Below are 13,211 nucleotides of genomic sequence, written 5' to 3'. Positions count from 1 at the left end.
ATTACCCGAGGCTACCCTCCATCTCCAGTTCGACGAGGCGGTTCAGTTCGACCGCGTACTCGATGGGCAGTTCCTCCGTGATGGGCTCGATGAAGCCCGAGACGATCATCTGCTTGGCGTCGTCGTCGTCGAGGCCGCGCGATTGGAGGTAGAAGATGTCCTCGTCGCCGATTTTTCCCACGGTCGCCTCGTGAGCCACGTCGACGGTGGACTCGTTGATCTCCATGTACGGCATCGTGTCCGAGGTGGACTCGTTGTCGAACATCAGCGCGTCACACTCCACTGCGGTCGAGGAGTTGCGCGCGCCGTCGGAGATGTGGACGAGGCCGCGGTAGTTCGTCCGGCCGCCGTCCTTCGAGATGGACTTCGACTCGATGGTCGACTTCGTGTCCGGCGCGTTGTGGTAGACCTTCGCGCCGGTGTCGATGTTCTGGCCCTCGCCCGCGAAGGCGATGGTGATGTGGTTGTCGGAGGCGCCGCGGCCCTTCAGGATGGTCGCGGGGTACAGCATCGTCGCCTTCGACCCCATGGAGCCGGAAATCCACTCCATGCGGCCGTTCTTCTCGACGATGGCGCGCTTGGTGTTGAGATTGTACGTGTTCTTCGACCAGTTCTGCACGGTCGAGTACTGCACGTGGGCGTCCTCGCCGACGAACACTTCGACGCCGCCGGAGTGGAGGTTGAACGCCGAGTACTTCGGCGCCGAGCAGCCCTCGATGTAGTGGACCTCGGAGCCCTCCTCGGCGATGATGAGCGTGTGCTCGAACTGACCCATGCCTTCCGAGTTCATGCGGAAGTACGCCTGCACGGGCATGTCGACCGTCGTGTCCTCGGGGACGTAGACGAACGACCCGCCCGACCAGATGGCGCCGTGAAGCGCGGCGAACTTGTTGTCGCTCGGGGGGACGCACTTCGTCATGAAGTACTCCTTGACGAGGTCTTCGTGCTCTTGGACCGCCTGGTCCATGTTCATGAAGACGACGCCCTTGTCCTGCCAGCGCTCCTGCATGTTCTGGTAGACGACCTCGGACTCGTACTGGGCGCCGACGCCCGAGAGCGCGTTCTTCTCGGCCTCGGGGATGCCCAGTTTGTCGAAGGTGTCTTTGATCTCGTCCGGCAGGTCCGTCCAGTCGTCGACGCTCCCGCGCGTCTCCACGTCGGGTCGGATGTACGGGACGATCTCGTTGACGTCGACCTCCGAGAGGTCGGGCTGGCCGGGCCAGTCGGTCGGCATCGGCATCTTCTGGAATTGCTTCAGCGCGCGGAGGCGCCGCTTCAGCATCCACTCGGGTTCGTCTTTGTCCTCGGAGATGACGCGAATCGTCTCCTCGGTCAGGCCTTTCTCAGCCTGGAACGACGAATTCTGCTCCTTCTTGAACTCGAAGCGAGCTTCCGTGTCGGTTTCTTTGAGGTGGTTTTGATCTGAACTCATGATGATGTGTAGTTGTAGTTGCGGGCTCGACGCGTATTAGGCTGTCCCGTAGACTTCCTCGCGGACCCAGTCGTACCCCTCGTCCTCGAGCTGCTCTGCGAGCGACGCGTCGCCGCTCTTGGCGATTTCGCCGTCGAGCATGATGTGGACGTGGTCGGGTTCGACGTACTCCAGGATGCGCTGGTAGTGGGTGATCTGGAGGATGCCCGTGCCCTGCTCGTCGCGGAGGGCGTTGATCCCGTTCGAGACGTCCTGCAGGCGGTCGATGTCAAGCCCCGAATCGATCTCGTCGAGCACCGCGATGGACGGTTCGAGGATGGCCGCCTGCAGCACCTCGTTCTGCTTTTTCTCGCCGCCGGAGAAGCCGGCGTTGAGGTAGCGCTGGGCGAACTTCTCGTCCATGTCCAGAAGCTCCATCTTCTCCTTCAGGAGCTGCTGGAACTCGGCGACGCCGATCTCGCCCTCGTCGGCGGGCCCCTCCATCGGGGAGGTCTCGTAGCCGGACTCCTCCTCTTCGGCTTCCTCGTCCTCGTCGCCCTCGAACAGCTCCTCGCGCTCTTCGAGCTTCGCGTTGAGCGCCGTGCGGAGGAAGTTCGTCATCGTGACGCCCTCTATCTCCGCGGGGTACTGGAAGCCGAGGAAGATGCCGAGCGCCGCGCGCTCGTTCGGCTCCAGATCGAGGAGGTTCCACGTGCGCTTGTCCTCGGGTATCTCGACGTCGTCGCCGAACTCGTCGTCCTCCAGGTGCAGGAGGATCTCACCGTCGGTCACCTCGTAGGCGGGGTGTCCCGCGATGACCTTCGAGGTGGTCGACTTCCCGGAGCCGTTCGGACCCATCAGCGCGTGGATCTCGCCCGATTTGACTTCCAGGTCGACGCCACGAAGAATCGTTTCACCGTCGTCCTCCGCGACTTTCGCGTGGAGGTTCTTGATTTCGAGTGTAGCCATTGTTGTCTCGTCGCCTCGTACGAGAACGGAGGGTAGTGCGACGCATAATGGTTACGCATTCGCCACCGCTCGCTTAACGCGAGAGAAAATTTATTTGCTTTTCAGAAAGGGTGTGTTTGGACCGCATCTCGAATCCGGCGACGAGCGAAGCCCGTATTTCCGCCGCCTCCACCCATCGCCGCCACGTGCGCCGCGTTCACATGAAGCTCCCGAGCCCAGTCTGCTGTTGGCCCGACTTTACCTCGTCCCACGACATCCCGAGCGCCTCGATGATGCGGGCGATGGGACCCTCTAACGTCTTCTCCAGCATCGTGTCCCAGGCCACCTCGAACTCCTCGGGCACCTGGTCTTCGTACTCGAAGCAGATGACGTCCGGGTCGCGCTTGAACTGCCCGTACAGGTCATCTCGCTGCGGGTCGAACTCCCTCTCGTCTTCCATCCGGCGGAACCACGAGGGGTGGACCTTCGCGAGGTAGATGCGTTTCGGCTTCGACCCGCGACCGAAGTTCGTCCCGAGGAAGGCGTTGGCGTACAGCGACCCCCGGACCTGTGCGGTGCGCGTGTCGTAGGCGTCGAGGCGCTTGCCGAGACCGCCCGGTATCCCCACCTCGTCCAGCGGGAGGTTCCCCTCCTGGAAGTCGGAGATGACCTCGTGGACGTACTCCTTGATCGTGTCGTTGGACTCCCCGTAGACGATCATCTCGATGACCTCCTTTTGGACCTCCTTCGTGACGGCAGCGATGTCCGAGCGCTTGTACTCGAAGCCGGTGATGTCGATGTCGTCGACGTCCTTGCCCTCCTTCCAGATGATGTGGCCGGCGTAGCGCTTCTTCTTGCCCGCCTGGAAGAACCGTCGATACAGCTTCTCGAACTCGATCTGGAAGCGGTGCTCCTCCCCGCCGTCCAAGTCGACGCCGAGTTGGTCGCGCGCGAACTCGTCGTAGGCGTCGTTGATTCGCTCCTCGATGTCGAACGACTGCTCGATTGCGTCCTCCTTCGAGACGTCGGGGCCGAGTTCGAGCATGACGCTGTCGGTGTCCCCATATGCGACAGAGTAATCCATCTCGTCGGCCGTTCGCTGGGTGAACTCGATGACCTCGCGACCGGTCGCCGTCACGGCGGCGCCCATCTCCTTGTCGTACAGGCGGAAGCGGTCCCAGCCCAGCACGCCGTACAGCGAGTTCATGATGACCTTCACCGCGCTCTGCTGGCGGTCGAACTGCTCGTATGCCGCGCTGCCGGGGTCGTTCTCGTTGCGCAGGCGCTTTTTCTCCTCGCGCTCTTCGAGGAGTTCGTCCACCATCTCCCGAATGATGCCGTCCGGTTCCTTCCGGAAGTGCGTCCCGTTGGGCGCGTGGAACGTCTCGCCCTCGTACGTTTCGGGGTCGACTTTCGTCTCCGGCGACGCGTTGATGGTCACCATGCACATCGGGTACAGCGACTTCAGGTCGAGGACGGTGACGTTCTCCTTGACGCCCGTGATGGGGTCGAAGACGGCGCCGCCCTCGTACTCCTCGGCGTCCTGGCGGCCCTTCGAGGGGAGCGCGAACTCGCCGTGGACCTTGTGCAGGACGTAGATGTCGACGGTGTCACCGGGCGTCGTCGCGTCCTCCAGTTTGCACCCGACGAACGTCCGCACCTCGTCCCAGAAGGCGACGACGTCCTGCTTGCGGTCTATCTCGACGCAGAGTTCCACGTCGCGGACGTTGTACTCGAGCAGTCGCTTCGGGTCCTCCTCCCAGAGGTCGCCGATGCTGCCGGTGTAGCGCTCTTTGCCCACGTCGAGTTCGAGTTCGCCGACGGCGTCCAAGCGATAGGACTCCAACTCGGAGAACTGCGTGCGCTTGTAGGCGTACAGCAGGTCGAACACGACGCGTCCCTTCACGTCGGGGCCGCCCCATCCGCTCCGCCACACCTCACCGATACGGGAGAGTCGGTCGGGGTCCAAGTCGTAGTCGGAGGTCGGATTCACGACGTCCAGTCGGTCGAGGAAGTACGGCATGTCGAAGTCCTCGAAGTTCCAGCCGGTGAGCACGTCCGGGTCCGTCTCCTCGATGTACCGGACGAAGGCGTCGAGCATCTCGCCCTCGCGGTCGAACGCGCGAATCTCGACCTCCGTGGCGTCGTCCAGCGGTTGGTAGTCGCCGAGGTCGGTCGGCGCCTCGACGCCGTCGCCGGCCTCCGGGGCGTTGTAGAGCCACGCGATGTATTCGTCGCGGTAGGAGTCGTGGGAGGTGAGACAGATGATTGGCTCTTCGCCCTCCTCGGGGAACCCCGCGCGGTCGTTCACCTCGATGTCGAAGGTGTTCACGCGCAGGTCGGCCTCGACGTCGATGGGGACGACTTCGTCGTGCGGCACCTGGACGGTGCCGTCCTCGTCGTCGAGGCGGCGCGCGGGGACGCAGATGCCGCTCTGGATGTCCTTGTCGATGAGGAGGCGGTTGGGAAAGAGGATGTCCGCCTCGTAGTGGTCGAACTCGTCGCGAATCTGCCCGACGTCCCGCGGCGTGCGCGTGCAGATTTTCGTCAGGTCCTCGCCGCGGATGCTCTCGTACCCCGCCTCGGTCCGCGTGATGACCGACTTATCGAGGAGGTCGTCGTCCAGCGTGTCGGTCGGCGCGTAGAAGTAGGGCTCGAGCCCGAGCACGCGGATGTGCTCGGTCTCGTTCTCGCGCGTGCGACCGAAGACGTGGACGACCGGGTACTCGTGGTTACCGCTCCCCTCGACGGTGTAGTCCACCTGCGTGACGGCGAGTTCGACGGTGCCGTCGGCGTCGGGGAACCGTATCTCCTCGGCGTCGACGACGTCCGAGACGTGCTGGCTCCCGTTGCCCGCGACGTGTTCGGCCTCGGCCTGCGGCCGCGCGCCGTCGGCGTCGCCGCCACCACCCCAATCGCCGTCCGTGAGGCCTGCCTGCTTCATGCCGACCCGTTCGGCACTCCCGGCTAAAAACCTCGGCTTTTCGCCGTTGTACCCCCGTCTCGGCGACTATCGTTAGCGGCAAAATATATGTCAGGAAAAGAAGGTGCGAATACACAACACATTTAGTGTGTCATCCCATACCATGCTGTACTACCATGACCGACCACGCGAACTCGAAGCGGACGGATCGGTCGCCTGCCGCGCAGTCGTCGGCGGGCGAAGCGAACGGACTCGACGACGTCGAGTCCTACGACATCGACGGCGGAGTCGTCTTCTACGACCCGCAGAACCCGCTCGCGTGGGTTGAGACGACGCGAACAGTCACGCTGAAGGAGTTCGTGTAGGCGGGACGGACACGAACGTCCACCCGGCGCGCCGCGAAACGAACCGCTTTTCGTCACCCCCGCCGTCCCCGCGGACGTGTCGCGCGACTCGGACCCGTGGCCCGACGAGCCGGACGAGGAAAACCCCGAGGAGCGCTGGGGCGACCCCGAGGCGGAGCTATCGAACGTCCCCGCCGTCGACGTCCCGAACTCCGAACCCGACGAGGAGACGCCCATCGACGGCGACCTCCAGCGGGCCTTCTGGGCCACCGTCGTCCTCGTGAACGTCGCCGTCGCGGGCATCAGCATCGGTGCGATGCTCGTCTACTTCCGGGGGAATCTCATCATCGGCGGGGGGGCCGTCGCCGTCGGCGCGTTCGCCCTCGTCCGGGCGTACTACTTCTACCGCGACTTCCGCGAGGGCGACGAGGCCGACGAAACCGAAACCGACGTCGCCGGAACAGACGAGAGCGAAACCGACGAAGCCTGAGCCCGTCCGACCGACCCGAGCGCAACCCCTATTCGTCTCACCGCCCTCCGCTCGACCATGCAGACGGTCCGCGACGGCGACGGCAAGCGCTACCTGCTCGTCAAACGCTCCGGCGACTCCAGTCGCGTCCGCGACCCGGAGACGGGCGAGGAGCGGTACGTCGAGAACGACGACGTGACGTTCGAGGGCGACCCCCCGCTTTCGACCGCGGCGTCGGCCGTCTCGGGGCCCGTCAGGCGGTTGATGACGGCCGTCCACGACGAGCGTTCGCTGGGACTGCTCGTCGAACTGTCCGACCGCGGGGCCGTCTCGGTGGTCGAACTGCTGGAGGCCTACGACCTCTGCGAGTCCGACCTCCACGGCCTCCTCGGGGAGTTCCGCGCGGCGGGGCTCCTCGAAGAGACGACCGTCTACGGCGAACGCGGCTACGCCGCGACGGAGACGACGAAGCGAGCGGTCACCGAACTCCGGGGCGGACGCCGAGCGGAGTAGCCGGCCGTCGGCCCGGCCGTCGACCCCGTCGGCGTCAGTCGTCGGCGAGCGACTCCGCAGCGGCGAGGGCCGCCGCGTCCTCCTGTCGCACCGACGACCGGTTGCTCGTCGGGTCCTTCTCCACCGTCACGAGTTCGTCCGCCGCGTCGACCAGTTCCTCGTCGTGGCTGACGATGATTATCTGTCGGACCCCCAGGTCGCGCATCTCGTCGACGAGGTCCACGAGGCGCGAGACGTGCCCGGAGTCGAGGAAGACGGTCGGTTCGTCGAGGATGAGCGGCGGCATCGGCGCCGCCCCCTCGATTCCCTCCGCGAGGAGGCGGTAGATGGCGCAGCGCAGGGAGAGGTTGAACAGCGCACGCTCGCCGCCGGACAACTGCTCGGGGTCCAACGCGGTGCCGTCCTTCTGGAACACCGTCAGTTCGTACTCGCCGTCGAGGCGGATGCGCGAGTAGGCGTCGTTGCCGTAGACGAGGTCGAACGTCTCGTTCAGCATCCGTTCGAGGCTCTCGACGTTGCGCTGGCGGAGTTCCGCGCGCAGGTCGCCGTACATCGCCTCCAGTTCCTCTATCTCGGTGTGGAGCGATTCGAGGGCGTCGACGCGGGCCGCGAGCTCCTCGCGGTCCTCCCGGAGCTCCTCCAACTGCCGGAGTTCGCCTTTCACGCCCCCCACGTCGCTCTGGAGTTCGTCGCGCTCCTCTCGGAGGGTCGCCAACGCCTCGTCCACCTGCTCGACGTAGTCCGCCGCCTTCTCCTCGCGCTCTCGGGCGTCCTCGACGGTCGATTCGTCCACCTCCTCGGCGAGCGACGAGCGACGCTCGCGCTTCTCGGCCAGCCGCTCCCGGCGCTCGTCGTTCAGTTCGGCGACGTTCTCCCGCCGCTCTTCGAGGCGGTCTATCTCCGAGTGGGTCTCTTCGAGCGCTGAGAGTCGGTCGGAGAGCGCGTCGAGTCGCTCCTCGGCGTCCGCAACCGCCTCCACGTCGGCTTCGAGTTCGACGACGGTCGCTCCGGCCTCCTCGGCCGCCTCCGCCTGCGTCGACGCCGCCGAGCACTTCTCCTCGGCCTCCGCGTCGAGTTCGTCGGCCGTCTCGCGCAGCGACTCGGCCTCGGTTCGGCGCTCCTCGACGGTCTCCTCGGCGTCGTCGATGCGCTCTTCGAACAGGTCCCGACTGCTCCGGAGTTCGCCGACCCTGTTCTCCGCCTCGACCAGTTCCTCCGCTCGCTCGACCTTCGATTCGAGCGTCTCGCGCCGGTCGCGGAGGTTCGACAGCGTCCTCTCTAGCTCCTCGATGCGCTCCTCGTACTCGCCGATGGCGTCGACGTGCGGGGAGTCCTCGACGGGTTGACCGCACTCGGGACACTTGCCCGCGTCGCGGAGTTCCCGCGCCTCCTCGGCCCTGTCGCGGACGTTCTCCAGTTCGGCGTTCGCCTCGGTGAGTCGCTCGCGCACGTCGGCTAACGCCTCCCGAACCTCCTCGCGGTGCGCCGACGCGCCGCCGAGTTCGGCGGGTGCGTCCGCGAACTCGGCTTCGAGGTCGTCGAGTTCTCCTTCGAGCGTCTCCAGTCGCTCTCGCCGCTGTTCGAGTTCGGCCTCGGCCTCCTCTGCGGCGTCGTCTAACTCTTCCGCTCGGGAGCGCTTCTCGGTCGCTCGGGACTCGAACTCCTCGGCGCGTTCGCGGAGCTTCTCGGCCTGGTTCGACAGCATCGTCCGGCGCTGCCGCGCGTCGGTCAGGTCCTCGCGCACCGTCTCCTCCCGGGCGTCGAGTTCCTCGCGCCGGGCCGCGACGGCGTCCGCCGTCGCCTCGTCGAGGTCCGCCTCCGAGCGCAGGTCGTCGATGCGGGCGCGGAGTTCCTCGACTCTGTCCCGCGCCTCGCCGACCTCGCTCCGGAGCGACTCCCGCTTTCGCTCGTCGGCCTCGATGGTCTCGCGCAGGTCGGCGATATCCTCGTCGAGGTCGTCCAGTTCCGCGCGCTTCTCGCGATAGGATTCGAGGACGTCTTGGGCGTCCTCGCGCGTCGACACCGCCCGTTCTCGCTGTTCCTCGTAGTTCGTTATCTTCGCGTCGACCTCGCCGAGCTCGGTCTCCAAGGCGTTCAACCGCGCGTGGAGGTCGGCGTCCTCCTTGGCTTCTATCTGCGAGTCGACCTTCGAGAGGCCGCCGCGCCGTTCGGTCAACACGTCCTCGACGCCGAGGCGGGCGTTGCCCGCGCGGACGCGGTACTCCTCCAGTTTGCCGAGTTGGAGCAGTTCGTCTATCGTGTCCTGCCGCTGGGCCGGCGTCGCGTTGATGAGTTTGTTCACCTCGCCCTGCCGGACGTACGCGCAGTTGACGAACGCCTCGGCGTCCATCCGCAGGAGGTCGGTGACGAACCCGCGCACGTCGCGCGACCCGTCGACGGTCGTCTCTGGACCTTCGAGCACGCACTTTGCGGTCTGGACCCGGTCGCCGGACTTCCGGAGGCGCCGGTCGATGTGGTAGGAGGCGCCGTCGTGCGTGAACCACAACTCGACTTCGGCCTCCTCGGTGCCGGTGGTCATCACGTCCTCCAGCGTCTCGTCCAGCGCGTGCGCGCCGTACAGCGCGAAGAAGCAGGCTTCGAGCAGCGAGGACTTCCCGCTGCCGTTCAGCCCGTGGATCACGGTCACGCCGTCGGTCAGTTCGAGGTCGGTGTCGGCGTAGGGCTTGAAGTTCTGGAGTCGAATCCGGTCGAAGCGCATTTAGAAGTCCTCCATGGTGAACTGGCCGTCCGAGTCGTCGGTGTCGTCGGCGTCGGCGGTGTCGTCGGTGGTATCGGTGTCGTCAGCGGCGTCGGCGGTGTCGTCTCCGACGGTTGCGGTGTCCGTCCCGGTGTCGTCGTCGTCTCCGGCGACATTGGTGACTTCGCCGCCGTCCGTCTCGCCCGAGCCCGCTTCGACGACCTCTGTCTCCGGCGCGTCCTCGGGCGACCGTTCTCCATTTTCGTCCCCGGCAGCCTCGGATTCGGCCTCCCCGGCGTCGGTCCCGGTTCCTGCTGAGTCGGCCCCGTCGTCACCGCTCTCGGCCGGCGAGAACGCCGCGAGGTCGTCCGCCTCGACCAGCGAGTCGACGTGGGTCTTCACCTCCTCGCGGACCTTCGAGTCGGCCGTCTTGCTCGAACGGACCGTCTCCTCCACGTCGCGGGCGGCCGTCGACAGGCCGAGGTCGGTCACGCGTTCGCGCACCGCGTCGTCGGGGTCCGCGAACGAGACGCTCAGTTCCGATTCGGACTCGGTCTGTCGGCGGTCGGTCACGCGGGCGACGAGCGCCCCCCGTTCGGTGAGGAACTCCTCGACGGAGGCGGGCGTCACCGGGTCGCCCTCGCCGGTCAGTTCGACGATGGCGACGGCGTCGGTCACGTCGCGCTGGCGAATCTGCTCGCGGACGCGGTCGGCCCCCTCCCCCTCGGCGAGGTCCACGGAGACGAACACGAACGGTCGCGTCTCCAGCGAGCGCCGGCGGATGTCCACCTCCGCGCCGAACTCGACGAGGTTGTAGCCCCGGGCCTCCGCCTCGGCGGCGCTTGCGCGTTCGGTCGACCCGCAGTACGTCACCCACGTCTCCAGCACGCGTTCGGTGCCCGGCGCGTGGTTGTCGCCGACGAGGAAGGCGTCGAACTCGACGTTCGACTCCCCGAGCACCGTCTCCGTCTGCCAATCGGCGTGGGCGAACGGCGTGAACAGGCCGTGACCGACGAGGGCGGCGTGGGCGGCGTCGTGCGGTTCGAAGTCGTACGTCAACTCGTCGCGGCGCGACTTCGGGACGTGGTCGAGGCCGTAGAAGGCGGTGTCGCCGACGAGTCGGGGTTCGTCTCCGAGGCGTTCGGCGAGGCCGAGGTTCTCGAAGAGGTCCAGCCACTGCCCGCCGCGGGTCGACTCGTGGTTGCCGACGACGGCGAGGAAGGGGATGCCCGCGTCGTCGAGTTCCCTGAGCACCTCGATGGTGCCGAGCAGGTCGCGGAGTTCCGGCCGCCGGTCGTGGAACAGGTCGCCCGCGTGGACGACGGCGTCCACCTCCTCCTCGACGGCGTCTGTGACCACCCGTTGGAAGGCGTCGAGGAAGTCCCGACGCCGTTCGGGCGAGTGGTACTGCTGGTACCCCACGTGGGTGTCCCCGGTGTGTATCACCCGTGTCATCTGTTCGCGGATTGGTCGGTCCGCGGTAAAACGATGTCGTGACCGCGGCGGAAGTGGTCGCGGCCGTCGTCCCCCGGTCCGCCGGAGTCGTCGAACCCCCCGTCTGTGGTCGCCACGCGCTCGGCATCCTCAGGGTCAGAACCGAATGCGCGCCCGGCGGCCGCGTCGAGTCGCCGGAGAGTCGCCAGCGCGCGTCGTCCGGTCGCCGCGACGCGCGTCTCACCGGCCGCCTCGGCGTCGGCCACGGCCCGCGAGAGTTCGGGGAGTCGGCCCGCGCAGACGAACGCCGCGGCGTCGGGGGCGGACGGCGTCGCCGCGTCGGCCTCGGCGACCGTCTCCCGGAACGCCGACCCCGGCGACGGGGGACCGTCGGTCGCCAGCGCTCTGAGCGCGGTGCGGACGGAATCGGGGGAAGGCGCGGGCGCCTCCGGCTTCGAATCGGAGACGGCCGACGGATCCGAAGCGGTTTGAGAACCGTGTGCGGCGGTCGAAGGGGAGGACGAGACGCGGGTCACGGGGCGTCTGGACCCGCGCTCCGGTTTAAATGTTCAGTGTGTAGAGCCGCTTGCGGGCGTCGGAGAAGGAGAACCGCGAGTCGACGACGTCCGCGTCTTCGAGACGCGAGAGGGCGTATCGGACCGTCCGCGGCGGGAGGAGCGTCTCCTCGGCGAGTTGGCTCTGCGTCAGCGTGTCGTCGTAGTCCAGCACTTTCGCCACGAGTTTCGCGCTCGGCGGCATCTCGCGAATCGGTTCCCAGCGGTCGCTCGACCCCTCGTCCGTCCCGACTACCTCGGTGGTGCTCATTCGTACCCTCATCTGGTGGATGTAGCGTAATAATATTTGCTGTATCGAATTATTACCTCTGTGAATTAATTCGGTCGGACGCCCCGGAACGCGACGGGGACAGCGGCCGACAGCACGAAACCGTATCGGCCGCGAGATGGTCAGAAAGGCCGGCTACCCGAAGCCTCTTATGAAACGCTACCCTACAGCAGACGATGACCGACACTGTGGACGACGTCGACCTTCCCTACGAAGAGGACGCGGCGTCGCAGCAGGAGAAAATTCAGGCGCTCCAAGAGCGCCTCGATGTCCTCGAATCTCAGAACGAAGAGATGCGGGACAAGTTGCTGGACGCGAACGCTGAGAACAACAAGTACCAGCAGAAGTTGGAGCGACTCACGCACGAGAACAAGAAGCTCAAACAGTCGCCCCTGTTCGTCGCCACCGTCCAAGAGATAACGGACGAGGGCGTCATCATCAAACAGCACGGCAACAACCAAGAGGCCCTCACGGAAGTCACCGACGAACTGCGCGAGGAGTTAGAGCCCGACTCCCGCGTGGCCGTCAACAACTCTCTCTCTATCGTCAAGCGACTCGACAACGAAACGGACGTGCGCGCTCGGGTCATGCAGGTCGAGCACAGCCCCGACGTGACGTACGCCGACATCGGCGGCCTCGAAGAGCAGATGAACGAGGTCCGCGAGACCGTCGAGATGCCGCTCGAATCCCCCGAGATGTTCGAGAAAGTGGGCATCCAGCCCCCGTCCGGCGTCCTCCTCTACGGTCCGCCGGGCACCGGGAAGACGATGCTGGCGAAGGCCGTCGCCAACCAGACGAACGCGACGTTCATCAAGATGGCCGGCTCCGAACTTGTCCACAAGTTCATCGGCGAGGGTGCGAAACTCGTCCGCGACCTCTTCGAGGTCGCCCGCGAGAACGAACCCGCCGTCCTCTTCATCGACGAGATAGACGCCATCGCCTCGAAACGCACGGACTCGAAGACGTCCGGCGACGCGGAGGTCCAGCGCACGATGATGCAACTGCTGTCCGAGATGGACGGCTTCGACGAACGCGGCGACATCCGCATCATCGCGGCGACGAACCGCTTCGATATGCTCGACCCCGCCATCCTCCGGCCGGGCCGCTTTGACCGCCTCATCGAGGTTCCCAAGCCCAACATGGAGGGCCGCGAGATAATCTTCCAGATCCACACGCGCAACATGAACGTCGCCGACGACGTGGACTTCGCGCGACTCGCCGAGATGGCCGACGACGCCTCCGGCGCCGACGTGAAGGCCATCTGCACCGAGGCCGGCATGTTCGCCATCCGCGACGACCGCACGGAGATATACATGAACGACTTCGTCTCCGCCTGGGAGAAGATTCAGGCCGAGACCGACGACGACGCCGACGCCTCCCGCGCGTTCGCGTAAGTCGGATTCGAGGGCGGAGCGACGCCGACCTCCGGTCGGCGTTTTCGGACGGCGCGACGGAGAGCGCGGAAGCCGAACTTTTCTGTTCGCGGCGTCGTTCAGAGCGCACTGACGACGGCGTACGGCAGGAGAAACAGGACGACGAACAGCAACAGCAGTATTCCGCCGTAGCCGGCGAACGTCCCGAGGGCGGCGCGCCAGGGGGGCGCGTCGGTGTCTACCATACCGCGTCGG

At 66.1% G+C, this 13,211-nt stretch carries 12 protein-coding genes; 4 read left to right on the top strand and 8 right to left on the bottom strand.

The features are described from left to right. Position 1 precedes the first annotated feature (1 nt). From sufB to C474_RS17840, 3 genes are all read right to left on the bottom strand, one after another. Positions 2-1,432 carry a Fe-S cluster assembly protein SufB gene (gene sufB / locus C474_RS17850; protein ID WP_008389320.1) on the bottom strand — a complete coding sequence of 477 codons (1,431 nt, stop codon included), beginning with the start codon at positions 1,430-1,432 and terminating at the stop codon, positions 2-4. Positions 1,433-1,468: 36 nt separating this feature from the next. Continuing rightward, a complete protein-coding gene (locus C474_RS17845; RefSeq protein WP_008389319.1) occupies positions 1,469-2,380 on the bottom strand; it encodes an ABC transporter ATP-binding protein in 912 nt (303 codons plus the stop codon). A 196-nt stretch (positions 2,381-2,576) separates the two neighbouring features. Continuing rightward, positions 2,577-5,303: a DNA-directed DNA polymerase gene (locus tag C474_RS17840; protein ID WP_008389318.1), complete on the bottom strand. Its 2,727-nt coding sequence runs from the start codon at positions 5,301-5,303 to the stop codon at positions 2,577-2,579. 155 nt (positions 5,304-5,458) lie between these two features. Between C474_RS17840 and C474_RS17835 the strand changes: the two genes are divergently transcribed. The 3 genes from C474_RS17835 (at position 5,459) to C474_RS17825 (ending at position 6,608) form a co-directional block, all read left to right on the top strand. Then, positions 5,459-5,647 (top strand): DUF7331 family protein, encoded by a 189-nt coding sequence (locus tag C474_RS17835; RefSeq protein WP_008389317.1) that lies wholly within the window; start codon positions 5,459-5,461, stop codon positions 5,645-5,647. 76 nt (positions 5,648-5,723) lie between these two features. Further along, positions 5,724-6,116: a DUF7322 domain-containing protein gene (locus C474_RS17830; RefSeq protein ID WP_008389316.1), complete on the top strand. Its 393-nt coding sequence runs from the start codon at positions 5,724-5,726 to the stop codon at positions 6,114-6,116. Positions 6,117-6,173: 57 nt separating this feature from the next. Then, positions 6,174-6,608: a DUF7346 family protein gene (locus C474_RS17825; RefSeq protein ID WP_008389314.1), complete on the top strand. Its 435-nt coding sequence runs from the start codon at positions 6,174-6,176 to the stop codon at positions 6,606-6,608. A gap of 34 nt (positions 6,609-6,642) precedes the next feature. Here the strand turns inward: C474_RS17825 and rad50 are convergent, their stop codons facing one another. The 4 genes from rad50 to C474_RS17805 are packed head-to-tail and all read right to left on the bottom strand — an operon-like array spanning position 6,643 to position 11,565. Next, positions 6,643-9,327, bottom strand: coding sequence for a DNA double-strand break repair ATPase Rad50 (gene rad50 / locus C474_RS17820; RefSeq protein ID WP_008389312.1), 2,685 nt, complete (start codon positions 9,325-9,327; stop codon positions 6,643-6,645). Then, the gene (gene mre11 / locus C474_RS17815) at positions 9,328-10,761 is read right to left on the bottom strand and encodes a DNA double-strand break repair protein Mre11 (protein WP_008389311.1); all 1,434 of its coding nucleotides are present in this window, start codon (positions 10,759-10,761) and stop codon (positions 9,328-9,330) included. Further along, positions 10,758-11,276, bottom strand: a complete 519-nt coding sequence (locus tag C474_RS22830; RefSeq protein ID WP_008389309.1) for a hypothetical protein — start codon at positions 11,274-11,276, stop codon at positions 10,758-10,760. Before C474_RS22830 ends, mre11 begins: the two co-directional genes overlap by 4 nt. A gap of 25 nt (positions 11,277-11,301) precedes the next feature. Beyond that, complete coding sequence (locus C474_RS17805; RefSeq protein WP_008389308.1) at positions 11,302-11,565, bottom strand: winged helix-turn-helix domain-containing protein; 264 nt, start codon at positions 11,563-11,565, stop codon at positions 11,302-11,304. Positions 11,566-11,759: 194 nt separating this feature from the next. On the opposite strand from C474_RS17805, the gene pan1 reads away from it, so the two are divergent. Further along, on the top strand, positions 11,760-12,977 hold the full coding sequence (gene pan1 / locus C474_RS17800) for a proteasome-activating nucleotidase Pan1 (RefSeq protein ID WP_008389307.1): 1,218 nt from the start codon (positions 11,760-11,762) through the stop codon (positions 12,975-12,977). 98 nt (positions 12,978-13,075) lie between these two features. On the opposite strand, the gene C474_RS23380 is transcribed toward pan1, so the two are convergent. Then, positions 13,076-13,201, bottom strand: coding sequence for a hypothetical protein (locus C474_RS23380; protein WP_008389306.1), 126 nt, complete (start codon positions 13,199-13,201; stop codon positions 13,076-13,078). Positions 13,202-13,211 lie beyond the last annotated feature (10 nt).

The sequence above is a fragment of the Halogeometricum pallidum JCM 14848 genome (assembly GCF_000337095.1).
Lineage (GTDB): Archaea > Halobacteriota > Halobacteria > Halobacteriales > Haloferacaceae > Halogeometricum > Halogeometricum pallidum.
This window is presented reverse-complemented; position numbering and strand designations above follow the sequence as displayed.